Consider the following 25727-nt stretch of genomic DNA (forward strand, 5'->3'; position numbering starts at 1 on the left):
CTGAACGAGCGTGCGGTGGACGGGCGATTTGCCCCATCTCCCCTCCTCTTCAGAGGAGGGGCCGGGGGTGGTGCGAAGGCGTGCGCCAGGTATCCACCACCCCCAACCCACTCCTCTGAAGAAGAGGGGGCTTAGAACACCATTCGTTTCGTCCTGACTTTTGCCCGCCCGATCAGTTGGTGCGCGACTTGCTCAGCATGTCGGGCGTGATCGCGCCGGTCGGCACCGGCGCCGGCAGTGCGGGGCGCGGCTTGTTGTCAGCCAGGATCGAGGCCTGGAGAATCTTGGTCGGATTGCTGGGCGGCTCGCCCCGCACGATCGTATCCACTGCATCCATCCCGCTGATCACGCGGCCGAAGTTGGTATACTTGTGATCGAGCGCAAAGCGCGGATAGAACACGATGAAGAACTGGCTGTTGGCCGAATTGGGCTCGTTGGTGCGGGCCATCGACACGGTGCCGCGCATGTGCGGGGCATCGTTGAATTCGGCCTGGAGGTCGGGCAGCTTCGATCCGCCCTGCCCCGTGCCGGTGGGATCGCCGGTCTGCGCCATGAACCCGTCGATCACGCGGTGAAAGATGATGCCGTTGTAGAACCCTTCGCGCGTCAGCGTCTTGATGCGCTCCACATGGTGGGGCGCCCATTGCGGCATCAGGCGGATCAGCACGCGGCCGCCGTTCGACAGGTCGAGCACCAGCACGTTTTCAGGATCGTGGGCCGGATCGGTATCGACGGCATAGGTAATTTCGTGCTGCGGCACGACCTTGTCGATCTTGAACGGCTGCGCCGGGGCCTTTTCCCCACGGCTTTGCGCCATGGCCGGGCCGGACACGACCGCCGAGGCTGCCAGGGCAGCGCAGATCAGGGCCTTGGAAAACGAACGGGCGATCATCAAGCCTGCCACCTTGTTGGAATATGTGAAACGCCGATTAGGCCCGGCGCGCTGACACTGCAATGAACGATTCGGCAATAAACACGCGATCGGCGCGGCGGCATGGCGCGCTCAATAATCCCCCAGGCGACCGATGCTGTTGACGCGGGCCACCACATCGTCGCGCACGGTGGGGGTGACAAAGCCGGAAATATCGCCGCCGAACAGCGCGATTTCCTTGACCAGCTTGGACGCAATCGGCTGCAGGCTGACATCTGCCATCAGAAAGACCGTCTCGATCCGGTCGTTGAGCTGCTGGTTCATCCCGGCCATCTGGTATTCGTATTCGAAATCAGCCACGGCGCGCAGGCCGCGCACGATCACACTGGCGCCCTGCGCTTCGGCAAACTTCATCAGCAGGGCGTTGAAACCCACCACGCTGACATTGTCGATGCCCTGCTCGTCCAGTTCGCGGCGCACCATGTCCATCCGCTCTTCGGGCGTGAACATCGGGTTCTTCGACGGATTGGTGGTCACGCCCACGATCAGCTGGTCCACCAGCTTGGCGCCGCGGCGGATGATATCGAGATGGCCCAGCGTGATCGGATCGAACGTGCCGGGATAGATGCCCACGCGCTGCGCCATCAGTGATTCCTTTCCACGATGAAGCGCGCGAGTTCGCGCAGCAGGTCTGCCTCGCTGCCATGGCTGCCCAGGTGGGCGATTGCCTGGTCGACCAGGATGCGCGCCTGTTCGCGCGCGCGCTCGACACCGAGCAGCGAGACGAAGGTTTCCTTGCCGGCAACGGCATCCTTGCGCAGCGCCTTGCCGGCGGCGGCCTCGTCCCCCTCGGCGTCGAGCAGATCGTCGGCGATCTGGAACGCCAGGCCGATATCGCGGGCATAGCCGCGCAGGTGGGTGCGGCCTTCGGGCGGCAGGCGCCCCAGGATCGCGCCCATTTCCACCGCAGCGGCCAGAAGCGCGCCGGTCTTGAGCTGTTGCAGGCGGGTCACGGTGGGCAGATCGAACGTGGCGGTTTCGGCCACGATATCCATCATCTGCCCGCCGGCCATGCCATTGGTCCCGCTGTTCACGGCCAGGGTGCGGATCAGTTCGACGCGCACGAACGGGTCGCCGCTCATCGCGGGATCAGACAGGATCTCGAACGCGAAATCGTGCAGCGCATCGCCCGCCAGCACCGCCGTGCCATCGTCAAATGCCTTGTGCACCGTGGGTTTGCCATGGCGCAGATCATCGTTGTCCATGCACGGCAGGTCATCGTGGATCAGCGAATAGACGTGGATCGCCTCCAGCGCGGTCCCTGCCCGCACCGCCACCTGGCGATCGACGCCATACATCGCGGCCGTGGCCGTCACCAGCAGCGGGCGCAGCCGCTTGCCGCCACCGATGGTGGCATAGCGCATCGCTTGCACCAGCCGATCGCGCGGATCACCCGGCAGGGGCAGCAGCGCATCGAAGCTGGCGTCGATATCTGCCTGGATCGCGGCCAGTGCCGGCTTGAGCAGGCCAGGGCTGCCCGTGGGCGCGGTCATCGCGATCAGGCCCCGTCGAACGGCCGGGTTGCTGCCGGCCGCCCTTCGCGATCGGCTACGACCGCCTCGATTCGCGCCTGCGCGGCATCGAGCCGGGCCTGGCAATGCGTGCGCAGGGCCTCGCCCCGGGCATAGAGGTCGATCGATTCGTCGAGCGGAGCCTCGCCACTTTCCAGGCGGCGGACCACCACTTCCAGTTCCTTCAGCGCATCCTCGAAGCTGAGCGCGGCGATATCGGGTGTGCTAGCCATCGCGGCAAGCAATGGCCGCGCCGGCCGGGCCGGTCAAGCGGGGAACGCGTGGCTGTCACCGGCCTTTTGGGGTGTTCTTCCCCTAGCGCAAACGCGCGCACGCGGCTAAGGGCGCTTCCCATGTCCCAGATCACCGCTGAAATCGTCGCCGCTCACGGCCTGTCGGAAGAAGAATACGCCCGCGTGCTCGGCGCGCTGGGGCGCGAGCCCAACCTGGTCGAGCTGGGTATCTTCTCGGTCATGTGGTCAGAGCATTGCTCGTACAAGTCGAGCCGCATCCACTTGAAGAAGCTGCCGACCACGGCGCCCTGGGTGATCTGCGGCCCCGGCGAGAACGCCGGCGTGATCGATATCGGCGATGGCCAGGCCGCCATCTTCAAGATGGAAAGCCACAACCACCCGAGCTACATCGAACCCTATCAGGGCGCGGCCACGGGCGTTGGCGGCATCCTGCGCGACGTGTTCACCATGGGCGCGCGCCCGGTGGCCAACATGAACGCGCTGCGTTTCGGCCGGCCCGATCACCCCAAGATGAAGCACCTGGTCCAAGGCGTGGTGGCGGGCATCGGCGGCTATGGCAACTGCGTGGGCGTGCCCACAGTTGGCGGCGAAACCAATTTCCACAAGGCCTATGACGGCAACATCCTGGTCAACGCGATGACCGTGGGCGTGGCCGATACCGACAAGATCTTCTATTCGGCGGCCACGGGCCTGGGCAATCCCATCGTCTATGTCGGCTCCAAGACCGGGCGCGACGGCATCCACGGCGCCACCATGGCCAGCGCCGATTTTGACGAAAAGAGCGATGAAAAGCGCCCCACCGTGCAGGTGGGCGACCCCTTCACCGAAAAGCTGCTGATCGAGGCGTGCCTCGAACTCATGGCCACCGACGCCATTGTCGCCATCCAGGATATGGGCGCGGCCGGCCTCACCTCCTCGTCGGTGGAAATGGCCAGCAAGGGCGGCGCGGGCATCCGCCTCAACATGAACATGGTGCCTTGCCGCGAAGAGGGCATGACGCCTTATGAAATGATGCTTTCGGAAAGCCAGGAGCGCATGCTCATGGTGCTGAAGCCCGGCAAGGAGCCGATGGCCGAGGCGATTTTCCGCAAGTGGGAGCTGGACTTTGCCGTGATCGGCGAAGTGACCGACACCGGCCACATGGTGCTGGAATGGAACGGCGAAGTCGTGTGCGACATTCCGCTCGATCCGCTGGCCGACGATGCGCCGCTCTATGATCGCCCGCACGTGCCCACGCCCAAGCCGGCCGCGATCGAAGCCCTGCCTGAAAGCGCGGACATTGGCGCTGACCTGGTCACGCTGATCGGCAGCCCGGACCTTGCTAACCGTCGCTGGATTTTCGAGCAATACGACAGCCAGGTCGGCGCCGATACGCTGCAGAAGAGCGGTGGCGATGCCGCCGTGGTGCGCGTGCACGGCACCGACAAGGCCCTGGCGATCAGCACCGACTGCACCCCGCGCTATTGCTTTGCCGATCCCTATGAAGGCGGCAAGCAGGCCGTGGCCGAGACGTTCCGCAACATCTGCGCGGTTGGCGCCACGCCGCTCGCCATCACCAACTGCCTCAACTTTGCCAACCCGCAGCGCCCGGAAATCATGGGCCAGATCGTGGGCTGCCTGGAAGGCATGGGCGATGCGTGCCGCGCGCTCGATTACCCGATCGTCTCGGGCAACGTTTCGCTCTACAACGAATCCAAGGCGACCGGCGGCGGCTCGGCCATCCTGCCCACGCCGGCCATCGGCGGCGTTGGCCTGATGCTCGATCACACGCGCATGGCCACGGTTGCCTTCAAGGCCGCCGGTGAAACCGTGTGGCTGCTCGGGCCCGAAGGCACCCACCTGGGCCAGTCGCTCTACCTGCGCGAAATCCTCGGCCGCGAAGAAGGCCAGGCTCCCGCGGTCGACCTCGCGCTTGAACGCCGCAACGGCGAACTGGTGCGCGAATGGATTGCCGACGGCAAGGTTACGGCAGTGCACGACGTGGCCGATGGCGGCCTGCTCGTGGCGCTCACCGAAATGGCGCTGGCCGGCAATATCGGCGTGACGCTCGACGCGCCGCTCACCACCGCGCAGGCCTTTGGCGAAGACCAGTCGCGCTATGTCGTCACCACGCCGGCTGGCATGGTGCTTGACGGCGCCACCAAGCTTGGCACCACCGGCGGCCAGGCCGTGGCCGGCGTGCCGCTTGCCGCCTTGCGCGAAGCGAACGAAGCCTTCTTCCGCGACTGGATGGAAGGCTAAACCGCCCCTCCACCGCCCGCTGCGCGGGCGGTCCCCCTCCCCATCGCTACGCGACAGGGAGGACCAGATCCTCCCCCACACCGTGGGGGAGGTGGCAGCCCGCAGGGCTGCCGGAGGGGGCTTATGGGAGGGTGCTTTTAGCGCGCGTGCTTGAGCAGGTCGCGCGGATCGATGCCTTCGGCCTGCCACACGGCATGGGCCTGCTCATACACCACGCCGGGCACGATCCCCAAGCGTCGCCGCGCTTCTTCCAGCGGCAGCGGCAAGAGCGCGACGATCGATTGCTCCATCAGGCGCGGGCAGGATTTGCCCCGCCGCCATGCCTCGCGCACCGCGCCCAGCACCGGCGCCCGGCTGTTGAGGCGCAGCTTCATCTGCAGCGCCGCCATCCAGGCGATGAACAAGTGCCCGGGCGCCGGTTGCTGCGGAAAGGTGAAGGCCAGCACGCACGCCTCGCCCAGGGCGTCGCGGCCATAGCCGGTCAGCACATGCAGCAGATCGTGCACATCGCGCAGGCGGTTCATGTACCACTGGAAGCGGTCGTTATAGCGCGGGCGATCCGCCAGGAAGCGCTCGGCTTCTTCCACCAGGCCCTGCGCGGTCAGGCCCTCGGCCTCCATGAAATCGCAATAGGCCTGGGCCAGCGAGCCAGCCGGCATGCGCCGTAGCGCGGCGTGATCGTCGAGCACCGCCGGCAGCCACGGCTCAGCCAGCGCCAGGGCATGGCCTTGCCGCGTGGCAAGAAAGGCAGAGCCTGCCCTGCCCCCGCCGCGCCAAGGCAAGGCGGCAAAGATGCCGAATACCTCGGCCGTGTTTTCGGTATTGTGCATCAGTCGGCGGAAATGGCGATAGGCAACCAGCGGGCGCAGACGCGGCTTTTCCCGCGCCGGGTCAAACAGCGGCAGCGCCGCAAAGTCCCCCGCCCGTTGCTCCATCAGTCGATCACCCAATCCTCGCGCGCGATGCCAAACAACTGCAGGATCGATGTCAGGTCACCCCGGTCGATCCAGCCATCTGCGGCCTGCCGCGCCTTGGGCTTGGCATAATAGGCAATGCCGTGGGTGGCGGCCGCGATCATCGGAATATCGTTAGCGCCATCGCCGGTTGCAAGGCTGGCGGTCGCCGGGCCGAGCCGCTCCATCTCCTCGAGCAGCACGGTCTTCTTCACCCCGCTATCGACGATCCCGCCAACCAGCGCGCCGGTAAGGCGCCCGTCGGCGATCTCCAGGCGGTTGCCTACCACGCGGTCAAAGCCGAGTTGCGCTGCCACCGGATCGGCAAACGAATGGAAGCCGCCAGTGACCAGCACGGTGTGGCAGCCGCGCGATTTGAGCGTGGAAACAAGCGTGCGTGCACCGGGCATCGGGCGGATGCGTTCTTCCAGGCACTGCGTGATGGCGGTTTCCGGCAAGTCCTTGAGCAGGCCGACACGCTCGCGCAGGGCGGATTCGAAATCCAGTTCGCCCTGCATGGCGCGTTCGGTGATCGCGGCGATGCGCTCTTTCAGCCCGGCGAAATCGGCGAGTTCATCGATGCATTCGGCGCTGATCATCGTCGAATCCATGTCGGACACGAACAGGCGCGGCGTTTCGATCACGCGATCCGACAGCAGGAAATCGCTGGCCGGAAAGCAGTTGTCGAGAATGCCGCGCACCGTGGCAGCATCGCCCGTCGCCACTTCGATTTCCAGGACCGATTCGCAGAAATCGAGCATGCCGGCCCCGGCCACTTCGCCGCCTGCGGCCGTGATCTGCTCCACCGCCCGTGCAAGATTGTCACCAAGCGTCGTCGGGTCTGCTATCAGACGGGCAATGAGCACTGAAACTTCCCTTTCCTGTTCCGGCCAGGACAATCACGCCACCGACAACCGGCCTCGGCTCGCGCTCATCGCAGGGCCAACCGCCAGCGGCAAGAGCGATCTTGCCGTGCGGCTGGCACTGGCCGAGCAGGCCGCCGGCCGCGCGGCCGTGGTGATCAATGCCGATAGCGCGCAGGTCTATGCCGATCTCGCCATCCTCAGCGCCCGCCCTTCACCGGCGGAAATGCAGGGCGTGCCGCACCGCCTGTTCGGCGCATGGGACGGCACGCAGGCCTGTTCCGCCGCCGATTGGGCGCAGGCCGCCACGGCAGAAATCGATGCCGCGCACGCTGCGGGCGCGCTGCCGATCCTGGTCGGCGGCACCGGCCTCTATATCCGCACGCTGCTTGATGGCATTGCCCCTATTCCCGCCATTGATCCCGCCATCCGGGCGGCGGTTCGCGCCCTGCCGGTGAGTGAGGCCTATGCCGCGCTGTGTCGCGAAGACGCAGCCCGCGCCGCCGCGCTCAATCCTGGTGACAGCATCCGCATCGCCCGCGCGCTGGAAGTGGTGCGCTCCACCGGCCAGCCGCTGGCCCACTGGCAGGCCCGGCGCGAAGGTGGCATTGCTGATAGCGTGGCGCTGCAACCGCTGGTGCTGCTGCCCGATCGCGCGTGGCTCTATGCCCGCTGCGACCAACGCTTTGCCGCCATGTGGGAACAGGGCGCCCAGGCCGAAGTTGCCGCGCTGCTGGCGCGCCAGCTCGATCCCGATCTGCCGGTGATGCGCGCGATCGGCGTGCCCGAGATCGCGGCCTACTTGCGCGGTGAAATCAGCGCCGAATCCGCCATTGCCGCCGGCAGCCAGGCCACGCGGCGCTATGCCAAGCGGCAGTTCACCTGGGCCAAGCACCAGTTTCCGGGTGATTGGCCACGTGACACGCACGAAAATTGCCTTGACAGAACCCGGATAGCATCTTTATTTCAAAACTAGCGGGTTGACACGAATGTTTGTGTCAATTACCAAGCCGTCAATTGCTTGGCTCTTGCCAAGTGCCCGAGTAGGGAGAGACGGCCCGGCGCAGGCAACTGCAGCCGGGCCGCAATTTTTTAGGATTATGGGCCGTTCGCGCGGCCCGGCAAGCAAGGGAACAAGGTCGTGAAAAGCGAGCGCAGCGGCGCTGAAATCCTGGTCGAGAGCCTGGTCGCCAAGGGCGTCGAATTCGTTTTCGGCTATCCCGGCGGCGCGGTACTTCCGATCTATGATGCGCTGTTCGGCGATGAACGCATCCGCCACATCCTCGTCCGCCACGAAGCCGGTGCGGCTCATGCCGCCGAAGGCTATGCCCGCGCCACGGGCAAGCCCGGGGTCGTGCTGGTCACCTCGGGCCCTGGCGCGACCAATGCCGTCACCGGCATTGCCGACGCATTCCTCGATTCGATTCCGATGGTCGTCATCACCGGCCAGGTGCCCACGGCCCTGATCGGGTCCGACGCGTTCCAGGAAGCCGACACGGTCGGCATCACGCGCCACTGCACCAAGCACAACTACCTGGTCAAAGACCCGGCAGAGTTGGCGACGATCATCGACGAGGCGTTCCGCATCGCCACCGAAGGCCGCCCCGGCCCGGTCGTGGTCGACATTCCCAAGGACGTGCAGATTGCCTCCACCCGCTGGACCGGCCAGGCGACGCAGATGCGCAATCGCTATGCCCCACAGGTGGAAGCGCCCAGCGACGCGATTGCGCAGGCCGTGGCCATGCTCGCGACGGCCAAGGCGCCAGTGTTCTATACCGGCGGCGGGGTGATCAACTCCGGCCCGGAAGCCGCACGCCTGCTGCAGGAACTGCAGACGCTCACCGGCGCGCCGGTCACCTCCACGCTGATGGGCCTGGGCGCGTTCCCTGCGGCGCACAAGGATTGGCTGGGCATGCTCGGCATGCACGGCACCTACGAAGCGAACATGGCGATGAACCGCGCCGATCTGGTCGTGTGCATCGGCGCGCGCTTCGATGACCGCGTCACCGGCCGGCTCGACGCATTTTCGCCCGATAGCCGCAAGATCCACATCGATATCGATCGTGCCTCGATCAACAAGACCGTCCGCGTCGACCTGCCGCTGGTGGGCGATTGCGGCCGCGTGCTGCACCAGATCATCACCGGCTGGCTAGATGCCGGGCACCAGGCGCAGGATCTGACCGAGTGGCATGCGCGCATCAACGGCTGGCGCGCGCGCAACAGCCTGGCCTATCCCAAGCGCACCAATGGCGAGATCATGCCCCAGCTGGCGATCGAGCGGCTCTATGAACTGACCAAGGACCGCGAGCCGATCATCAGCACCGAAGTGGGCCAGCACCAGATGTGGGCAGCGCAGCACTTCCACTTCGATCGGCCCAACAAGTGGCTGACCTCGGGGGGCCTGGGCACCATGGGCTATGGCCTGCCGGCAGCGATCGGCGCGCAGGTGGGCTGCCCCGATGCACTGGTGATCGATATTGCCGGCGATGCCTCGATCCAGATGAATATCCAGGAGTTGGGCACTGCCACGCAGTTCCGCCTGCCGGTCAAGGTCTTCATCCTCAACAACGAATGGATGGGGATGGTCCGCCAGTGGCAGGAATTGACATATGAAAGCCGCTATTCCAGCTCCTATTCCGATGCCCTTCCCGATTTCGTGAAGCTGGCAGAGGCCTATGGCTGGAAGGGCATCCAGATCGACACGCTCGATCAGCTGGACGACGGCATCCGCGCGATGATCGATCATCCCGGGCCGGTGATTGTCGATTGCCGCGTCACCAAGGAAGCCAACTGCTTCCCGATGATCCCCTCGGGCGCAGCGCATACCGACATGATCCTCTACGGCGACGAAGTGGCCGGCACGATGGATGATGAAGCCAAGGCCCTGGTCTGAAGCCCGATTTGAAGATTGATCCGATGATGAAAATCAAAGCAGAGGCGCAGGAGCGCCACGTCCTGACCATCACGGTCGACAACGAGGCGGGCATCCTGGCCAAGATCGCCGGGCTGTTCACCGCGCGCGGCTACAATATCGACAGCCTGACGGTGGCCGACATCACCGACGAGCACGATGTCAGCCGCATCACGATCGTGACGCACGGCCCGCCAGCGGTGATCGACCAGATCCATGCCCAGCTCGAACGCCTGGTGCCGGTGCACAAGGTGACCGACCTGACCGAGGTTGGCCCCTATGTCGCGCGCGAACTGGCGCTGATCAAGGTGGCCGGCAAGGGCGAAAACCGCGTGGAGGCCCTGCGCCTTGCCGAGGTATTCCGCGCCAACGTGGTCGACACCACCACCTCCAGCTTCATTTTCGAACTGACCGGCGCGCCCGACAAGATCGATACCTTCGTCAGCCTGATGAAGGAACTGGGCCTTGTCGAAGTGGGCCGCACCGGCATCGTCGGCATGATCCGCGGCGCCGAGGCCGCCTGACCCTTTTTCCATCGCTGTTTGCACAAACCCTGCGTCCACCACTGCGCTAATTCGGCCTGAGGGATGCCCGTTGCGGCAGGACGACCAACCAAGGACGAGTACCATGAAGGTTTACTACGACGCCGATTGCGATCTCAATCTGATCACCGGCAAGAAGATCGCCATCCTGGGCTATGGCAGCCAGGGCCATGCCCACGCGCAGAACCTGCGCGATTCGGGCATCAAGGAAGTGGCCATTGCCCTGCGTCCCGGTTCGGCCAGCGCCGCCAAGGCCGAAGCCGCCGGCTTCAAGGTTCTGCCCAACGCCGAAGCCGCCGCCTGGGCCGACATCCTGATGATCCTGGCGCCCGACGAGCACCAGGCTGCCATCTATGCCGACGACATCCACGCCAACCTGCGCCCCGGCGCAGCGCTGGCCTTCGCCCACGGCCTCAACGTGCACTTCGGCCTGATCGAACCGCGCGCCGACGTGGACGTGATCATGGTTGCGCCCAAGGGCCCGGGCCACACCGTGCGCGGTGAATACGTCAAGGGCGGCGGCGTGCCGTGCCTGGTGGCCATCCACCAGAACGCCACCGGCAATGCCCACGACATCGCCCTGGCCTATGCCTCGGGCGTGGGCGGCGGCCGCTCGGGCATCATCGAAACCAACTTCAAGGAAGAGTGCGAAACCGACCTGTTCGGCGAGCAGGCCGTGCTGTGCGGCGGCGTGACCCACCTGATCCAGGCTGGTTTCGAAACGCTGGTCGAAGCCGGCTATGCCCCGGAAATGGCCTATTTCGAATGCCTCCACGAAACCAAGCTGATCGTCGACCTGCTCTATGAAGGCGGCATCGCCAACATGCGCTACTCGATCTCGAACACCGCCGAATATGGTGACATCGTCACCGGTCCGCGCATCATCACCGCCGAAACCAAGGCGGAAATGAAGCGCGTTCTGGCCGACATCCAGTCGGGCCGTTTCGTCAAGAACTTCGTGCTCGACAACCGCGCTGGCCAGCCCGAACTCAAGGCTGCGCGCAAGGCCGCTGCCGCGCACCCGATCGAAAAGACCGGCGCCCAGCTGCGCGCGATGATGCCCTGGATCGGCGCCAACAAGCTGGTCGACCAGTCCAAGAACTGATCGCGCAAAGACCTGCGCCACCGCGCCTTGCCCTGGCAAGTGCGGTGGCCCGGCCTTCCGGCAAAGGGGCCGGCCCGTTCGGCGGGCTGGCCCTTTTTCATGCGCCCCTCGCTCTACCGAGCGGTCCGCCGGCTCGACGAACTGCATGGCAAAATCGTAAAAACGCATTCATAGCCATTTTGGACCTATTGGTTCGCCCATCGCTTTCCAGTCCTGCCCACCACCAGAAACTGATCGAGTCGCCGATGCCTTCGCTGCCCCACCTTGCCTCGGCCTGTGCCGCGCTATGCCTGCTCGGGGCGTGCCAGGCCCCGGTGCCAAAGCCCACGCCGACGCCCGATGGCGCCGGAGTGCCGGTGGCGCCTCCCACCGCTACAGGTCCAGTGGCAGATGCCTCTGACAGCAGCGATGCAGCGGTCGATCCCGATACCCTGCCCGCGATCAATTGCGGCGAAGGCCGCATGGCCAAGCTGATGAACATGCCGGAATCCGAAGAAGCCCATGCCGCCGTGATTGCGGCCGTGGGCCATCGCCACATCCGCTGGGTCCATCCCGGCGATGCCGTGACGATGGATTACCAGCCCGGCCGGCTCAACGTCATCGTCGACGAACACGGCCAGATCGCCGCCACCCGCTGCGGCTGATCGCCCGCCCCTGCAACAGGGACCATAGCCGCTTTGCTCGCTTGCCACTCGCCCATGCGTTTGGCACCTTTCCCTCTGGGCGACGGCGTGCCTGGCTGCGCAACGGCCGCGCCCAAGGGAGACATCACATGATCACCGTTCGTACCGCGTTCACGCTGGCCGCCCCACTGGCCCTGGCCCTGGCCGCCACGCCGATGATTGCCCAGGCCCCTGCCGTTCCCGGCCAGCCGGACAAGGCCCGCGTCACGGCCGGCAACTATGCCGCCGATCCCAATCATTCGCTCGTGGCCTGGAGCGTCAATCACCTTGGCTTCAACGATTATTTCGGCCTGTTTGGTGACGTTTCGGCCAAGCTCACGCTCGATCCGGCCAATCTTTCTGCAGCCAAGGTGGCCGCCACAATCCCCGTCAGCAAGGTGCTCACCGCCAATGCCGGCCTCAACGCTCACCTGCTGCGCCCCGGCACCGAGGGCAAGAAGCCCGATTTCTTCGGCCCCAATCCGGCCGATGCCACCTTCACATCCACCAGCGTGACGCCGGGCGCCGATGGCACCAGCGCCACCATCGCAGGCAATCTCACGCTCAATGGCGTGACCAAGCCGGTTTCCATCGCCGCCAGGTTCATCGGCGCCGGCAAAGGCTGGGGCAAGGAAACGGTCGGTTTTGAAGGGACCACCACGCTCAAGCGTTCAGACTTTGGCGTGAATGGCGCGCTGCCGCTGGTGTCTGACGAGGTGAAACTCAACATTACCATCGCGTTCGAGAAGACCGCCTGACCTCTGCCTGACTGACCAGCAACCCCGCAACGGCATGCCGCTGCGGGGTTTGTTGCCCCCGGCATTTGATCTGGACAAAGCCGGCGCAAGGCACCATAGGCATGGCCGATGATCGCCGCGCTGAACCTTACCCTGCGACTTACACGCCCTTGGGCGTGAGCTGACGCGTCGGTATGCGGCGCACACGGCGCCCAAGGGTCATCCCCTCGCACCAGACGCATCATTTTCATTTTAAGGTTCAGCCATCATGGCCATGCTGAAGAATCCCGGCATCAAGTATCGTCCGTTTCCGCAGGTGGATCTGCCCGATCGCCAGTGGCCCTCGCGCACCATCACCAAGGCCCCGCGCTGGCTCTCGACCGACATGCGCGATGGCAACCAGTCGCTGATCGATCCGATGGACGCCGACAAGAAGGCGCGCTTCTTCGATCTGCTGTGCAAGGTCGGCCTCAAGGAAATCGAAGTCGGCTTCCCCAGCGCGGGTGCCACCGAATATGATTTCATCCGCGCCCTGGTGGACGAAGGCCGTATCCCCGAAGACGTCGTCGTGCAGGTGCTGACGCAATCGCGCGAAGACCTGATCAAGACCTCGTTCGAAAGCCTGGCCGGCGCCAAGCAGGCGATCGTCCACGTCTACAACGCGGTATCGCCGCTGTGGCGCACGGTGGTGTTCGGCATGGAACAGAGCGAAATCAAGGAAATCGCCCGCCGTGGGGCGACGTTCCTGCGCGATCAGGCCGCCCGCTTCCCGCAGACCGACTGGCGTTTCGAATATAGCCCGGAAACCTTCTCCACCGCCGAACTCGATTTCAGCATCGCCTGCTGCGAAGCGGTGATGGACGTGCTGCAACCCACGGTGGAAAAGCCCATCATCCTCAACCTGCCGGCCACGGTGGAAGCCTCCACCGCCAATATCTATGCCGACCAGATCGAGTATTTCTGCCGCAACCTGCCCGGCCGCGATCGCGCGGTGATCAGCCTGCACACCCACAACGACCGCGGCACCGGTGTGGCCGCGGCGGAACTGGGCCTGATGGCCGGGGCCGATCGCGTCGAAGGCTGCCTGTTCGGCAATGGCGAGCGCACCGGCAACTGCTGCCTGGTGACCGTGGGCCTCAACCTCTACACGCAAGGGGTAGACCCGGAACTGGACTTCTCGAACATCGATGAAGTGATCCAGACCGTGGAATACTGCAACCAGCTGCCCGTGCATCCGCGCCATCCCTATGGCGGCGAACTGGTCTTCACCGCCTTTTCCGGCAGCCACCAGGACGCCATCAAGAAGGGCTTCGCCGCGCAGGAAAAGCGCAACGACGAACTCTGGGCCGTCCCCTATCTGCCGATCGACCCGGCCGATCTGGGCCGCAGCTATGAGGCGGTGATCCGCGTCAATTCGCAAAGCGGCAAGGGCGGTTTTGCCTGGGTGCTGGAACAGGACCAGGGCCTCAAGCTGCCCAAGAAGATGCAGGCGCACTTCTCGCGCCACGTGCAGGAACTGGCCGACGAACTGGGCCGCGAACTGCAGGCCGGCGATATCTGGGGCGTGTTCCGCAAGGTCTATCGCCTGGATGCCCCGCAACATTTCCAGCTTGTCGATTATGACGAGCAGCGCGGCACCGACGGCACCCGCGTGTTTGCCGGCAAGATCGAGATCGATGGCCAGGTGCAGTCGGTCAGCGGGCGCGGCAATGGCCTGATCTCGTCGGTCGTTGCCACCCTGGCCGAAGGGTTCGGCGTTCGCCTGGAAGTGCGCGACTATTCCGAACATGCCATGGGCAGCGGCACCAATGCGCGCGCTGCCGCCTATGTCGAATGCGTGCTGGCCGATGGCCGCGTGGTATGGGGCGTGGGCATCGACGAAGACGTTGCCACCGCCAGCGTGCGCGCCATCCTTTCGGCAGCCAACGCCGGCCGCTGATCGCCACCACCATCACACGCATCATGCAAGGGCCCTGGAGCATCCGCTCCGGGGCCTTTTTGCGATCAGGCCTCGGTATCGGCCCACAGCATTTCGGCCATGGCGTCGAGATGGCTGAAATCCACCGCCGGATCGCGGCGGTTGAGCGGCATCCCGCCCCAGCGCCGTGGATCGAGCAGGCGGCGGCGCAAGGCACGCTGCAACAGGTCGAGGCGCATCAGCGCTTCGCGGTCGGCGGCCATGTCGTTGGCGCCGCGCCGCCGCTGCCAGCCGGCCTCGATCTGGCCGATCCGTTCCAGCACCAGTTGGTTGTATTGCCGATGCGGGCCGCGATGCAGCGGCATCAGCACGCGTTGCGCGGCCGCCTCGGTTGCCGGCAGCAGCAGACCATTGCGGCGGAAATCGTGAAAGCCCACCTCGGCTTCGCCCAATCGGCCCAGCATGACATTCAAACCGGCGCGCGTCAGAACCTGGCAGGGCAGGATATGGTGCCGCTGCATATGCGCCTGATATCCCGGAGAGCCGACGACGTTGACGCAATGAAACGGAATCGCCCGGCGCGCGGCGAACCGCCATTTGCGAGACGAATCAGGAACACGTTTCGTTAGGCCCATCGTGCCGAAATGATACAGTCTTCCCCTGGTTCTAACCAGAGCGTGCCGGCGCCGGGCAGCTCAACCGCCTGCGCCTGCGCAATGTGGCCATGGGCGATCAACCAGTCTGTCAGGCGCACGGCGGCGCGCGCATGCTGTTCTCCCGGCCGCTCGCCCCCGGTGTGCAAAGCAAACTCCTGCCCGATGAAAAAGGTCAGGCCGATGCTGGTCACGCGATCATCTCCGCGCTTCAGGCCGGCCAGGGCCATGGCCGGAAACGGCCCGCCATTCAGCCACGGGCGCACGGCGTCGACGAACCAGCGCGGCGAAACAAGGTTGCCAGCCGGCAACCAGCCGATCGCCGCCAAGCCCGGCAAAGTCGCCAGCGCCAGCAACAGGCTGGCCGCCACCTGCACCACCGGCAAGAGGCTTTCCGCCCCGGCCAAGTGCGGCCCCGGCGCCAGCAGCAGCGCTTCATAGGTGCTCGGGTCAAAATCCGCAGGCAGGCCCACACGCAGGTTCGCAAGCGCTGTTGCCGTCCCCTCTTTTGGCGCCAAACCAGTCAGGTCGAACGTCAAACCATCGCGCAGCAGTTCCACCCAACGGGCCGCGCCACCCGGGCGATGGCTCACGGCAAAGGCGTGCTCGGCCTGGGCCAACCCGGCCAGGGCATCGGCATCAGGGCGCGTGCCAGGGGCGAACAACAGCGTCGCCACGGCGCGCCCCCCCGCACTTTCCTGACCATCAGCCACCGCTTACGCTCCTGTCGTTGGACAAACCCTTGCGCCGCAATCCATTGCGGCGATCTACAGGGCCTGCACCCGATACCGTCGAAATTTCGTCAACACCCCGGCGCGACATGCTCAAAAAGCGCCCATTTCCAAACCCGACGCTAGCAACTGCCCCAGTTCGCGACATTTTTGCAATGCAGTATGCGGCAGGGCCTTGGGCGCCAAGATCGAATCGGGCCGATCCGCACCCGTTAGAATGATGCAGGGCGGCGCAACGCGGCGCAAACGCCAACCGGTCACGATCCGGTCGATCTGCGCCTGTGCTCCCTGCCCCGCCGTTCCTGCTGCGATGGCCGTGGCATAGGCGCGCCCTTCGATCTGCTCCAGCAGGGGGTAATAGCAGCGATCGAAGAACGCCTTCATCTCTCCGCTCATGCTGCCAAGGTTTTCCGGGCAGACGAACAGGAAACCTTGCGCTGCAATGCATTGCGCGGGGTTAACCTGCTCGGCCGGCAACAGCTGCGCCGGCGCGCCGGCCTGTGCCGCGCCGTGCGCAGCGGCCTGTGCCATGGCCTGTGCCGCGCCGGTGCGGCTGTGCCAGATGATTGCCAGCATGCCCCCTGTCCTTTTCACCACCGCCGCCCCCGCAGCGTTTGTAATTCCCGGCACAAGCGCCGATCCATTGGTGTCAAATCGGATATGAACGCAGCTTTGCCAAATCGGTTTCCTGGCGATGTATCTGCCCGTGCGGTTTGCCCATGGGGCGGCAATCGGCTACCGCGCAACAATGATCCCGGTCACTGCGATTACCCATTCCCTTTCCGGCCTCGCCTGGCGTTGGCGCGGCGGCAACATGGACCTTTCCGGCCGTTTCGGCCGCGCCGGCGGTGGCGACGATGGCCTGAGCAATGACCTGGTAGACCAGTTGCTGCTCTCGCGTGGGGTGCCGCACGATGATCTTGAGCGGCACCGCCGCCCCACCTTGCGCGATTTCCTGCCCGATCCCGCCATTTTCCGCGACATGGAAGTGGCCGCGCGCCGCCTTGCCGAAGGCGTGGTGCGCGGCGAGCGCATCACCGTCTATGGCGATTACGACGTGGATGGCGCCACCAGCGCCGCACTGCTGCTGCGCCTGCTGCGCGCACTCGGCGTGGAAGGCCAAGCCTATATTCCCGATCGCCTGCTCGAAGGCTATGGCCCCTCGGGCGAGGCGCTGGTCCGGCTTGGCCGCGAAGGCAGCCAGTTGATCGTCACCGTGGATTGCGGCGCCATGGCGCACGAGGCGCTGGGCCAGGCCGCGGCCGCAGGAATCGACGTGATCGTGGTGGATCACCACAAGTGCGCGCCTGACCTTCCCCCTGCCGTGGCCCTGGTCAACCCCAATCGCCTGGACGAGGATGACGAGGCCGCCGCGCATGGTCATCTTGCCGCCGTGGGCGTGGCCTTCCTGCTTGCCGTGGCGACAGTGCGTGTCCTGCGCGCGCAGGGATGGTTCGAAAGCCGCCCGGCGCCCGATCTCATGGGCCTGCTCGATCTGGTTGCGCTGGGCACCGTGGCCGACGTGGCGCAGCTCAAGGGCCTTAACCGTGCGCTGGTGGCGCAGGGACTGAAAGTCATGGCCAAGCGCGCCAATATCGGGCTTTCCGCGCTGATCGATGCCAGCCGCATCACCCGCGCCCCCACCGCCAGCGACATGGGCTTTGCCCTGGGGCCACGCATCAATGCCGCCGGGCGCATCGGCGATTCCTCGCTCGGCGTGCGGCTGTTGACGACGCAAGACCCTGACGAGGCCAAGGACATCGCCACGCGCCTCTCGGCTCTCAACGACGAGCGCCGCGCGATCGAACAGGCCGTGCAGGAGGCCGCCGAAGCCCAAGTGGAAGCACAGCACAACCGCGCCGTGGTGGTAGTGTCCGGCCTGGGCTGGCATCCCGGCGTGATCGGCATCGTTGCTGGCCGCATCAAGGAAAAGACCGGCAAGCCCACGCTGGTCATCGCCCTCGACGATGGCGAACAGGCCGAAGTTGATGGCGCTGGCATGGGCAAGGGTTCGGGCCGCTCCATCCCCGGTGTCGATCTGGGCGCAGCGATCATTGCCGCACGCGAGGTGGGGCTGCTGGTCAAGGGCGGCGGCCATGCCATGGCCTGTGGCCTGACCATCGCACCCGACAGCGTGGAGCCACTGGCCCAATGGCTCGATGAACGCCTCGGCCGCGACGTGGCCAATGCCCGCGCCGCGCAAAGCCTGGCGCTGGACTTGTCGCTCAGCCCTGGCGGTCTGACCCCCAGCCTGGTCGAAACGCTGGAAGGCGCTGGCCCCTATGGCGTGGGCTGGCCCGGCCCGCGCGTGGCAGTGGGCCCGGTGCGGCTGGTCAAGTGCGATATCGTGGGCAACGATCACGTGCGGGCGATCGTGGCCGGGGCCGATGGCCGATCGTTCAAGGCCATGGCCTTTCGCGCAGCACAAACCGATCTGGGCCAGGCCCTGCTGCACGGCTGCAAGGGCCGCCAGCTATGGCTGGCCGGACGCGCCCGGCTCGACGACTGGGGCAGCCGCCCCGCCGCCGAATTGCATATCGAAGATGCCGCGTTTGCCGATTGAATTTTTTGGGTCTGATTTTTTTGGACCGGCGGGTTGACGCACCGGCCCCAGCCTAATAGAGGCGCGGACCTGCCCAGCGGCGCAAGCCCGGCGGCCCCTTCGTCTAGCGGTTAGGACGCGGCCCTTTCACGGCTGAAACACGGGTTCGATTCCCGTAGGGGTCACCATCATTGCACGCTGCCGGACGGCCCCTTCGTCTAGCGGTTAGGACGCGGCCCTTTCACGGCTGAAACACGGGTTCGATTCCCGTAGGGGTCACCATCTGCATCTTGCCTCAAGGTGCGGATTGCCGGCATGCCATGCAATGCGCCATGTTTCGCCGGCAACCATGCCTTCGCATGCAAGGCCCCTTCGTCTAGCGGTTAGGACGCGGCCCTTTCACGGCTGAAACACGGGTTCGATTCCCGTAGGGGTCACCATTCCGGCGCAATTGGCGCGGAACCACACCACATCGTCGGCACGCCGCATGCCCATCGCATTATGCTGGGCTGTGCGCGCCCGCAATCACGCCCTCAATGCAGTTGCGAGGATTGTATCGTGGCGGGAATGCCGGCGATCCCCTCCATCGGGCGCGGGCCAGCCAGTTCCTTGCGCATCAGATCCAGCACCATGGAAAGGTGCGCGGCCGCCAGCGAGGCGCCCTGGTGATCGAGCACCGCCAGCGAGCCTTCCAGCTTGCCGATCAGGTCGGCCAGAACGGCCTTGTCGGCGCCGTTGCGATCCGAGGATTTCACGCAATCGTCCTCCCACTTCTTGGCGCCGATCAGGCCGCGCGTGCGCACGCCCCACACCTCGACAGGCCTTAGAGCCGGCCTTGCAAGCCGCCAGCGCAACCCGGCGCCCCGTTGCCCGCCATGGCGGCGGACGATGAAGGGGAATGTTCGACCTTGGTCTCATCTACGCGCCGCCACGCCTGCCCGCCACGGCTTTCCCCGCAGCTTTGGCGGTATCGCGCGCAACTAAGTCGTGTACCAGAATGGCCGCTTTTCAGATCATCTTCAGGGAAAAGCAGCATGTTAGATGGCTAATGAACAGCAGGCACGCGCGCCAACTGTCACCACTCCCGCCGAAACGGAAGCAAAAGCGCGCGTGTCCAGCGCCGCCGCCGCGTCCCTCAGCCAAGCCTGTGGACAGCCTTGGCGGCAAGTGTGACAGGCCGGCAGCGGGCTTGCCGCGCCCCCCTGCCCTCGCCTAACAGGTGCGCTATCTGCGTTTCCTGGCGAAAGTGACATCCCCCGATGAAAGGTCTGGCCCTGCCCTGGACAAGCGTGGGCATTGCCCTGGTCGCCGCTGCGGCCATGCCGTTTGCCGGCGCCAGCCTGTGGCTTGCCTTTGCCGTCCTGGTGGTGTGGCTGGCCTCACTGTGGCTCGCCAGCCCCGAGCCAGAGATCGTCCAGGTCCGGCCCGAGGAAGGCAGCGTCTCGCGCCAGGCCATGGTCGCCCTGGTGGAGCCGTTCAGCGTGCCGGTGCTGATGCTCGATCGCCAGCGCATCGCCTCGGCCAATGCCGCCGCGCGTGAGGCGCTAGGCCCGCATATCGTCGGGCAGGATGCGCGCGTGGCGCTGCGCCATCCCGAGGCGATCACTCTGCTCGACAAGCCCGAGGGAACCGCGCTGGTTCGCGGCCTGACCGGCGCACGCAGCATCTGGCAGGTCAGCCGGGTGGCGATCGACGAACGCTTTTCGCTGATCGAGCTGGTCAACCGCACGGCCGAGGCCGATATCAGCCGCGCCCACACCGATTTCGTCGCCAACGCCAGCCACGAGTTGCGCACCCCGCTGGCCTCGATCATCGGCTATGTCGAAACCCTGGCCGATCCCGATGCCCGAATCGATCCGGCCACCTCGGCCAAGTTCCACGCCACCGTGCTGCGCGAAGCCAAGCGCCTGCAGACCCTGGTGGAAGACCTCATGTCGCTTTCGCGCATCGAGGCGGAAAAGCACGAATTCCCGCGCGAACGCATCGATCTGGGGCAGATGGCCCAAACCATCGCCAGCGAAGTGGGCTTCACCGTGGGCGACGAACGCATCCTGCCCGAAACCGAAACCGGCGTGGTCTGTGGCGATCGCCAGCAGCTTGACCAGTTGATCCGCAACCTCATCGACAATGCGCTCAAATATGGCGATGCGCAGGCCCCGGTGGCGGTGCGGGTCCACCGCGACGGCAGCGACGTGGTGCTGGAAGTGGCCGACCAGGGCGAAGGCATCCACCCCGATCACCTGCCCTATCTGACCCGGCGGTTCTACCGCTCTGACCCAGGCCGCAGCCGCGCGGCGGGTGGCACCGGGCTGGGCCTTGCCATCGTCAAGCACATCGTCGAGCGCCATCGTGGCAAACTCGATATCGCCAGCACATTGGGCGAAGGATCGACCGTGACCGTGCGCCTGCCCTTGGCCGCGCCAGAGGCGGCGCCAGCCGCTGCCTTGCCGGGCTGACCTGCCGGGCTGAACGGGCGTTTTTCAACGACACCATGGTTTTGTCACAAATGCCGCAGCTTTTGTCATAAAGCTGTCACACCCTGGTCGCATTGGCCGCTCATCCACCGGGACACTTCCTGGCCACGGGGAATGGAAGGTATTGCCATGGTCACGCTTCGCACACTTGCTCTGTCCACTGCCGCTTTGGGTTCGCTCGCTCTCGCCGGCTGCGGCGGCGCCGATTCCGGCAGCCGCGACCAGGTGCGTGCCGTCGGTTCGTCCACCGTCTATCCCTTTGCCAAGGCCGTGGCCGAGCAGCTCGCCAAGAGCGATCCCTCGATCAAGTCGCCGATCATCGAATCGACCGGCACGGGCGCCGGCATGAAGCTGTTCTGCGCCGGCGTCGGCCCGCAGCACCCCGATATCGAAGATGCCTCGCGCCGCATGAAGAAGTCGGAATTCGACGAATGCGTCGCCAATGGCGTGAAGGACATCACCGAAATCCAGGTTGGCCTGGATGGCGTGGCCTTTGCTGAAGCCAAGGGCGGCGCCAATCTCGCGCTCACCCCGGAAGACATCTACAAGGCGCTGGCCAAGAACCCCTATGGCAAGCCCAACACTGCCAAGACCTGGGCTGACGTGAACCCGGCGCTGCCGGCCGATCCGATCCTGGTCTACGGCCCGCCGTCCACCTCGGGCACGCGCGATGCGCTCAAGGAACTGATCCTGGCCAAGGGCTGCGACGCCAATCCCGAGATGAAGGCGCTCAAGGACAGCGACAAGAAGAAGCATGACGACGTCTGCACCCAGGTGCGCGAAGACGGCGTCTATGTCGATGCCGGCGAGAACGACAACCTGATCGTGCAGAAGATCGAGGCCAATCCCAAGGCCATCGGCATTTTCGGCTTTTCCTATGTCGAATCCAATGCCGACCGCATCAAGGGCCTGACGATGAGCGGCATCACGCCGACCTATGAGACCATTTCCAACTTCAGCTATCCCGGCGCCCGCCCGCTCTACATCTATGTGAAGAAGGCGCACCTCAAGGCAATTCCTGGTCTGCAGGCCTATGTCACGCAATGGTCAAAGCTGTGGGGCAAGGATGGCACGCTCGCCAAGCTCGGCATGGTGGTTGCGCCCGATGCCGTCCTGGCCGAAAGCGCCAAGGCCGTGACCACGATGCCGTCGCTCGACGGTTCGCAGCTCAAGTAAGAAAGGACGGGAAAGCCCAGTCATGTCGCCAGCCATTCTTCTCCTGCTCGCCTTCGGGCTGGGCCTTGTCGGCTGGCTGGCGGCCCGCTCGCGCGCCTGGGCGTTTCGCGCCAAGACGCCGGATGCGCGCCTGCATTCGCTGCCCAGCTTCCACGCCTGGTACGTGGCGCTGTGGATCGCGGTGCCGGCGCTGGTCTTTGCGCTGGTATGGAATGCGGTCAGCCCGGCGCTGATCACCGCGCATGTCCTGGCCGATCCGGCAGCGGCGGCCCTTCCGGGCTTTGGCTTTGAACGCGAAGCCATGCTGGCGCAGGCCCGCGCCGTCGCCGAAGGCAAAGCGTTTGGCGTGTTCATGCCCGAGGCCGAAGGGCTGATCGCGCCCTATCGCGTCGCGCTTGCCCGCTATGAATCGATCGGGCTGATCGTCACCATCCTGGTCGCGCTGGCTGGCGGGGCCTTTGCCTTCCTGCGCTTGAAGCCTGATTTCACCGCCCGCACCCGGGTGGAGCGGGCGGTCATGTCGCTGCTGCTGATCGCTTCGCTCGTCGCCATTCTCACCACGGCCGGCATCATCATCAGCCTGGTGTTCGAAACCGTGCGCTTTTTCGGCATGGTCTCGCCCATTGATTTTCTGTTCGGCACCCACTGGGCGCCCGATCCGATGAGCACCGGCGCGGTCGATGGCAAGCAGTTCGGCGCCATTCCGCTGTTCTGGGGCACGATCTATATCGGCGCGATCATTGCCATGCTGGTGGCCATCCCGCTTGGCCTGATGAGCGCGATCTACCTCACGCAATATGCCTCTTCGACTGTGCGCAAGGTGATCAAGCCGCTGCTCGAAATCCTCGCGGGCGTGCCCACGGTGGTATACGGCTATTTCGCCGCGCTCACCGTGGCGCCGGCGGTGCGCGATTTCGCGCAAGGCATCGGCATTTCCAGCGCCTCGACCGAAAGCGCGGTGGCTGCCGGCCTGGTCATGGGGGTGATGATCATTCCCTTCGTCTCCTCGATGGCCGACGATTCCATCGCCGCCGTGCCCGATGCCCTGCGCGATGGCAGCCTGGCGATGGGCGCCACCCGCGCCGAAACCATTCGCAAGGTGCTGGTGCCGGCCGCGCTGCCCGGCATCGTCGCTGGCATCATGCTGGCCGTGAGCCGCGCGATCGGTGAAACCATGATCGTGGTGATGGCGGCCGGCGCCTCGGCCAATCTCACTGCCAATCCGTTTCAGTCGATGACCACGGTGACGTTCCAGATCGTTGCCATGCTCACCGGCGAAGGCAGCTTCGATCACCCGGCCACCCTTTCGGCCTTTGCCCTGGGCATGGTGCTGTTCCTTGTCACCCTGGCGCTCAACTTCATCGCCCTGCGCGTGGTGAAGCGCTATCGCGAAGCCTATGAGTGAGCCGATCATGGACACGCTGACTTCCTCTTCTGCCGATACGCTGGCCGCCCAGCGCCGCGCCCGCATGGCCGCGCGCCTGGCGCGCCGCCACACCGGCGACCGGCTGTTCAAGCTGGCTGGCCTGGGTGCCGTGGCGTTTTCCGCGCTGGTCCTGGTGTTCCTGCTGGTGTCGATGGCATCGAGTGGCCTGGCTGGCTTCCAGCGCAGCGAACTGCGCTTTGACCTGCCCCTGCGCGGCCAGCTTTCGATCGATCGCGATCGCCTGGGCCAGCCCGATCCGGCCAGCGCGCTGGAACTGGCAGGCCTGCCGGCCATGGTCGATGCCGCTGCCGAAAAGGGCCTGGGCCAGGGCGGCGCGGCGCTGCTTGCCGATGGTGCCTGGCGCGATGTCGCCGCGCAGATCGCGGCCAAGCCGTCGCTGCTCGACGAACCGAGCCTATCGCTTTCGCTGCCCGCCACCGACGAGCTCGCCGCTGCCCAGCGTGGCGATGGCCCCGAGGCACTGCGCCCTGTCGCGCAGCGCTTGGTCCAGGATGGCAAGCTGGTGCGCGCGTTCGACTGGGGCTTTCTGGCCCGCTCCGACGCCACCAGCCCGCAGGCCGTGGGCATCTGGGGCGCGCTCAAGGGTTCGATCATGACCATGCTGGTCACGATCGTGCTGGCGTTCCCGGTAGGCGTGCTCGCCGCGCTCTATCTGGAGGAATATGCCCCGCGCAACCGCTGGACCGACCTGATTGAAATCTCGATCAACAACCTGGCGGCCGTGCCCTCGATCATCTTTGGCCTGCTCGGCCTCGCGGTATTCCTCGCGATCTTCCCGCACTATCGCTCGGCCCCGCTGATCGGCGGCATGACGCTGGCGCTGATGACCATGCCGGTCATCGTGATTTCCGGGCGCAATGCGATCAAGGCAGTCCCGCCCTCGATCCGCGACGCGGCGCTGGCCATGGGCGCCAGCCCGGTGCAGGTGGTGTTCCACCACGTGCTACCGCTGGCGCTGCCCGGCATCCTCACCGGCACGATCATCGGCATGGCCCGCGCGCTGGGTGAAACCGCGCCGCTGCTGATGATCGGCATGCGCGCCTTCGTTGCTTCGCCACCGGGCGATCTCACCTCGCCGGCCACGGTGCTGCCGGTGCAGATCTTCCTGTGGTCCGACGAAATCGACCGTGGCTTCATCGAGCGCACCAGCGCCGCGATCGTCGTCCTGCTGGTCTTCCTTCTGCTGATGAACGGTCTTGCCATCTACCTGCGCAACCGCTTCGAGAAACGGTGGTAACATGAACGCCCCCCTTCCCCTGAACGACGCCCCTGCCGAAGCTGCGGCGCAGATCTCTGCCTTGCCCGACGATGGCCCGGCCAAGATCAGCGCGCGCAACGTGTCGGTGTTCTATGGCGCCAAGCGCGCGATCGACGATGTCTCGATCGACGTGCCCAACGACTATGTCACCGCGTTCATCGGCCCCTCGGGTTGTGGCAAGTCCACGTTCCTGCGTTCGTTGAACCGCATGAACGACACGATCGCCAACGCGCGGGTCGAAGGCGAAATCCTGATCGATGGGCAGGATATCTACCGCTCCGGCATGGACGTGGTGCAGCTGCGCGCGCGCGTTGGCATGGTCTTTCAAAAGCCCAACCCGTTTCCCAAGTCGATCTATGAAAACATCGCGTATGGCCCGCGCATCCACGGGTTGACGACCAGCAAGAGCGAGCTTGACGGCATCGTCGAAACCTCGCTCCAGCGCGCCGGCCTGTGGGACGAAGTCAAGGATCGGCTGACCGACAGCGGCACCGCGCTTTCGGGCGGCCAGCAGCAGCGCCTGTGCATCGCCCGCGCCATTGCCGTCGATCCCGAAGTGATCCTGATGGACGAGCCGTGCTCCGCGCTCGATCCCATTGCCACCGCGCGGATCGAGGAACTGATCGACGAACTGCGTGGCCGCTATGCCATCGTGATCGTCACCCACTCCATGCAGCAGGCCGCCCGCGTCTCGCAGCGCACCGCGTTCTTCCATATGGGCAAGATCGTGGAATATGGCACGACCTCGGACATCTTCACCAATCCACGGGAAGAGCGCACCAAGGACTATATCACCGGGCGTTACGGGTAAGGATACG

The 25727-nt window shown here is 65.5% G+C and carries 24 protein-coding genes and 3 tRNA genes; 17 read left to right on the top strand and 10 right to left on the bottom strand.

What is annotated here, in order from left to right:
- Positions 1-172 precede the first annotated feature (172 nt).
- The 4 genes from C8K14_RS02570 to C8K14_RS02585 form a co-directional block, all read right to left on the bottom strand.
- Positions 173-892, bottom strand: a complete 720-nt coding sequence (locus C8K14_RS02570) for a peptidylprolyl isomerase (protein ID WP_054132239.1) — start codon at positions 890-892, stop codon at positions 173-175.
- 111 nt (positions 893-1003) lie between these two features.
- Positions 1004-1516: a pantetheine-phosphate adenylyltransferase gene (gene coaD, locus C8K14_RS02575; protein WP_022675573.1), complete on the bottom strand. Its 513-nt coding sequence runs from the start codon at positions 1514-1516 to the stop codon at positions 1004-1006.
- On the bottom strand, positions 1516-2424 hold the full coding sequence (locus C8K14_RS02580) for a polyprenyl synthetase family protein (protein ID WP_022675572.1): 909 nt from the start codon (positions 2422-2424) through the stop codon (positions 1516-1518). Before C8K14_RS02580 ends, coaD begins: the two co-directional genes overlap by 1 nt.
- A 5-nt stretch (positions 2425-2429) precedes the next feature.
- Positions 2430-2675, bottom strand: coding sequence for an exodeoxyribonuclease VII small subunit (locus C8K14_RS02585; RefSeq protein ID WP_028657669.1), 246 nt, complete (start codon positions 2673-2675; stop codon positions 2430-2432).
- Between the two features lie 120 nt (positions 2676-2795).
- Here C8K14_RS02585 and purL point away from each other — a divergent pair, with 120 nt between their 5' ends.
- Complete coding sequence (purL, locus tag C8K14_RS02590; RefSeq protein ID WP_107715603.1) at positions 2796-4937, top strand: phosphoribosylformylglycinamidine synthase subunit PurL; 2142 nt, start codon at positions 2796-2798, stop codon at positions 4935-4937.
- Between the two features lie 137 nt (positions 4938-5074).
- Here the strand turns inward: purL and C8K14_RS02595 are convergent, their stop codons facing one another.
- Together C8K14_RS02595 and serB are read right to left on the bottom strand one after the other, a co-directional pair.
- Positions 5075-5872 (bottom strand): Coq4 family protein, encoded by a 798-nt coding sequence (locus C8K14_RS02595; protein ID WP_107715604.1) that lies wholly within the window; start codon positions 5870-5872, stop codon positions 5075-5077.
- Positions 5872-6756, bottom strand: a complete 885-nt coding sequence (gene serB / locus C8K14_RS02600) for a phosphoserine phosphatase SerB (RefSeq protein ID WP_107715605.1) — start codon at positions 6754-6756, stop codon at positions 5872-5874. The genes C8K14_RS02595 and serB overlap by 1 nt, the downstream gene beginning before the upstream one ends.
- On the opposite strand from serB, the gene miaA reads away from it, so the two are divergent.
- The 7 genes from miaA (at position 6749) to leuA (ending at position 14649) form a co-directional block, all read left to right on the top strand.
- Positions 6749-7729, top strand: coding sequence for a tRNA (adenosine(37)-N6)-dimethylallyltransferase MiaA (miaA, locus tag C8K14_RS02605; RefSeq protein WP_107715746.1), 981 nt, complete (start codon positions 6749-6751; stop codon positions 7727-7729). The genes serB and miaA overlap by 8 nt on opposite strands.
- A 165-nt stretch (positions 7730-7894) precedes the next feature.
- Positions 7895-9646, top strand: a complete 1752-nt coding sequence (gene ilvB, locus C8K14_RS02610; RefSeq protein ID WP_022675566.1) for a biosynthetic-type acetolactate synthase large subunit — start codon at positions 7895-7897, stop codon at positions 9644-9646.
- 26 nt (positions 9647-9672) lie between these two features.
- Complete coding sequence (ilvN, locus tag C8K14_RS02615) at positions 9673-10188, top strand: acetolactate synthase small subunit (protein WP_171792719.1); 516 nt, start codon at positions 9673-9675, stop codon at positions 10186-10188.
- A gap of 103 nt (positions 10189-10291) precedes the next feature.
- Entirely contained in the window at positions 10292-11311 is a 1020-nt protein-coding gene (ilvC, locus tag C8K14_RS02620) for a ketol-acid reductoisomerase (RefSeq protein ID WP_022675564.1), read from the top strand.
- Between the two features lie 245 nt (positions 11312-11556).
- Entirely contained in the window at positions 11557-11955 is a 399-nt protein-coding gene (locus C8K14_RS02625) for an I78 family peptidase inhibitor (RefSeq protein WP_084390717.1), read from the top strand.
- Between the two features lie 128 nt (positions 11956-12083).
- Positions 12084-12731: a YceI family protein gene (locus C8K14_RS02630; protein ID WP_107715606.1), complete on the top strand. Its 648-nt coding sequence runs from the start codon at positions 12084-12086 to the stop codon at positions 12729-12731.
- A gap of 247 nt (positions 12732-12978) precedes the next feature.
- Positions 12979-14649 (top strand): 2-isopropylmalate synthase, encoded by a 1671-nt coding sequence (gene leuA, locus C8K14_RS02635; protein ID WP_022675561.1) that lies wholly within the window; start codon positions 12979-12981, stop codon positions 14647-14649.
- 65 nt (positions 14650-14714) lie between these two features.
- Here leuA and C8K14_RS02640 read toward each other — a convergent pair whose 3' ends face one another.
- The 3 genes from C8K14_RS02640 to C8K14_RS02650 form a co-directional block, all read right to left on the bottom strand.
- Positions 14715-15200, bottom strand: coding sequence for an AHH domain-containing protein (locus C8K14_RS02640; RefSeq protein ID WP_255420046.1), 486 nt, complete (start codon positions 15198-15200; stop codon positions 14715-14717).
- A gap of 53 nt (positions 15201-15253) precedes the next feature.
- Positions 15254-15994, bottom strand: coding sequence for a hypothetical protein (locus C8K14_RS02645; RefSeq protein ID WP_107715608.1), 741 nt, complete (start codon positions 15992-15994; stop codon positions 15254-15256).
- 111 nt (positions 15995-16105) lie between these two features.
- Positions 16106-16588 carry an NAD(P)H-dependent oxidoreductase gene (locus C8K14_RS02650; RefSeq protein ID WP_107715609.1) on the bottom strand — a complete coding sequence of 161 codons (483 nt, stop codon included), beginning with the start codon at positions 16586-16588 and terminating at the stop codon, positions 16106-16108.
- 172 nt (positions 16589-16760) lie between these two features.
- On the opposite strand from C8K14_RS02650, the gene recJ reads away from it, so the two are divergent.
- The 4 genes from recJ to C8K14_RS02670 all read left to right on the top strand — a co-directional run bounded on the left by recJ (position 16761) and on the right by C8K14_RS02670 (position 18994).
- Entirely contained in the window at positions 16761-18575 is a 1815-nt protein-coding gene (gene recJ, locus C8K14_RS02655; protein WP_107715747.1) for a single-stranded-DNA-specific exonuclease RecJ, read from the top strand.
- 92 nt (positions 18576-18667) lie between these two features.
- A tRNA-Glu gene (locus C8K14_RS02660) sits at positions 18668-18742 on the top strand.
- 19 nt (positions 18743-18761) lie between these two features.
- Positions 18762-18836: transfer RNA gene (locus tag C8K14_RS02665), tRNA-Glu, on the top strand.
- Between the two features lie 83 nt (positions 18837-18919).
- Positions 18920-18994 (top strand) — tRNA-Glu (locus C8K14_RS02670).
- A 93-nt stretch (positions 18995-19087) separates the two neighbouring features.
- On the opposite strand, the gene C8K14_RS02675 is transcribed toward C8K14_RS02670, so the two are convergent.
- Positions 19088-19357, bottom strand: coding sequence for a hypothetical protein (locus tag C8K14_RS02675; RefSeq protein WP_133726748.1), 270 nt, complete (start codon positions 19355-19357; stop codon positions 19088-19090).
- A gap of 456 nt (positions 19358-19813) precedes the next feature.
- On the opposite strand from C8K14_RS02675, the gene C8K14_RS02680 reads away from it, so the two are divergent.
- From C8K14_RS02680 to pstB, 5 genes are all read left to right on the top strand, one after another.
- Positions 19814-21010: a cell wall metabolism sensor histidine kinase WalK gene (locus C8K14_RS02680; RefSeq protein ID WP_107715610.1), complete on the top strand. Its 1197-nt coding sequence runs from the start codon at positions 19814-19816 to the stop codon at positions 21008-21010.
- 147 nt (positions 21011-21157) lie between these two features.
- Positions 21158-22204 (top strand): substrate-binding domain-containing protein, encoded by a 1047-nt coding sequence (locus C8K14_RS02685; RefSeq protein WP_107715611.1) that lies wholly within the window; start codon positions 21158-21160, stop codon positions 22202-22204.
- A gap of 22 nt (positions 22205-22226) precedes the next feature.
- Entirely contained in the window at positions 22227-23609 is a 1383-nt protein-coding gene (pstC, locus tag C8K14_RS02690; RefSeq protein ID WP_022675553.1) for a phosphate ABC transporter permease subunit PstC, read from the top strand.
- Complete coding sequence (gene pstA / locus C8K14_RS02695; RefSeq protein ID WP_107715612.1) at positions 23602-24888, top strand: phosphate ABC transporter permease PstA; 1287 nt, start codon at positions 23602-23604, stop codon at positions 24886-24888. The genes pstC and pstA overlap by 8 nt, the downstream gene beginning before the upstream one ends.
- A 1-nt stretch (position 24889) precedes the next feature.
- On the top strand, positions 24890-25720 hold the full coding sequence (gene pstB / locus C8K14_RS02700) for a phosphate ABC transporter ATP-binding protein PstB (RefSeq protein WP_107715613.1): 831 nt from the start codon (positions 24890-24892) through the stop codon (positions 25718-25720).
- Positions 25721-25727 lie beyond the last annotated feature (7 nt).

Origin of the sequence: Novosphingobium sp. GV079 (genome assembly GCF_003058045.1) — a bacterium.
In the GTDB taxonomy this organism is placed as follows: Bacteria; Pseudomonadota; Alphaproteobacteria; order Sphingomonadales; family Sphingomonadaceae; genus Novosphingobium; species Novosphingobium capsulatum.

Bases quoted from the DNA above. Each gene is read 5' to 3' on its own strand.
- C8K14_RS02570 (WP_054132239.1), bottom strand. From the start codon at position 892: ATGATCGCCCGTTCGTTTTCCAAGGCCCTGATCTGCGCTGCCCTGGCA.
- coaD (WP_022675573.1), bottom strand. From the start codon at position 1,516: ATGGCGCAGCGCGTGGGCATCTATCCCGGCACGTTCGATCCGATCACG.
- C8K14_RS02580 (WP_022675572.1), bottom strand. From the start codon at position 2,424: ATGACCGCGCCCACGGGCAGCCCTGGCCTGCTCAAGCCGGCACTGGCC.
- C8K14_RS02585 (WP_028657669.1), bottom strand. From the start codon at position 2,675: ATGGCTAGCACACCCGATATCGCCGCGCTCAGCTTCGAGGATGCGCTG.
- purL (WP_107715603.1), top strand. From the start codon at position 2,796: ATGTCCCAGATCACCGCTGAAATCGTCGCCGCTCACGGCCTGTCGGAA.
- C8K14_RS02595 (WP_107715604.1), bottom strand. From the start codon at position 5,872: ATGGAGCAACGGGCGGGGGACTTTGCGGCGCTGCCGCTGTTTGACCCG.
- miaA (WP_107715746.1), top strand. From the start codon at position 6,749: ATGAGCACTGAAACTTCCCTTTCCTGTTCCGGCCAGGACAATCACGCC.
- ilvN (WP_171792719.1), top strand. From the start codon at position 9,673: ATGAAAATCAAAGCAGAGGCGCAGGAGCGCCACGTCCTGACCATCACG.
- ilvC (WP_022675564.1), top strand. From the start codon at position 10,292: ATGAAGGTTTACTACGACGCCGATTGCGATCTCAATCTGATCACCGGC.
- C8K14_RS02625 (WP_084390717.1), top strand. From the start codon at position 11,557: ATGCCTTCGCTGCCCCACCTTGCCTCGGCCTGTGCCGCGCTATGCCTG.
- C8K14_RS02630 (WP_107715606.1), top strand. From the start codon at position 12,084: ATGATCACCGTTCGTACCGCGTTCACGCTGGCCGCCCCACTGGCCCTG.
- leuA (WP_022675561.1), top strand. From the start codon at position 12,979: ATGGCCATGCTGAAGAATCCCGGCATCAAGTATCGTCCGTTTCCGCAG.
- C8K14_RS02650 (WP_107715609.1), bottom strand. From the start codon at position 16,588: ATGCTGGCAATCATCTGGCACAGCCGCACCGGCGCGGCACAGGCCATG.
- recJ (WP_107715747.1), top strand. From the start codon at position 16,761: ATGATCCCGGTCACTGCGATTACCCATTCCCTTTCCGGCCTCGCCTGG.
- C8K14_RS02680 (WP_107715610.1), top strand. From the start codon at position 19,814: ATGAAAGGTCTGGCCCTGCCCTGGACAAGCGTGGGCATTGCCCTGGTC.
- C8K14_RS02685 (WP_107715611.1), top strand. From the start codon at position 21,158: ATGGTCACGCTTCGCACACTTGCTCTGTCCACTGCCGCTTTGGGTTCG.
- pstC (WP_022675553.1), top strand. From the start codon at position 22,227: ATGTCGCCAGCCATTCTTCTCCTGCTCGCCTTCGGGCTGGGCCTTGTC.
- pstA (WP_107715612.1), top strand. From the start codon at position 23,602: ATGAGTGAGCCGATCATGGACACGCTGACTTCCTCTTCTGCCGATACG.
- pstB (WP_107715613.1), top strand. From the start codon at position 24,890: ATGAACGCCCCCCTTCCCCTGAACGACGCCCCTGCCGAAGCTGCGGCG.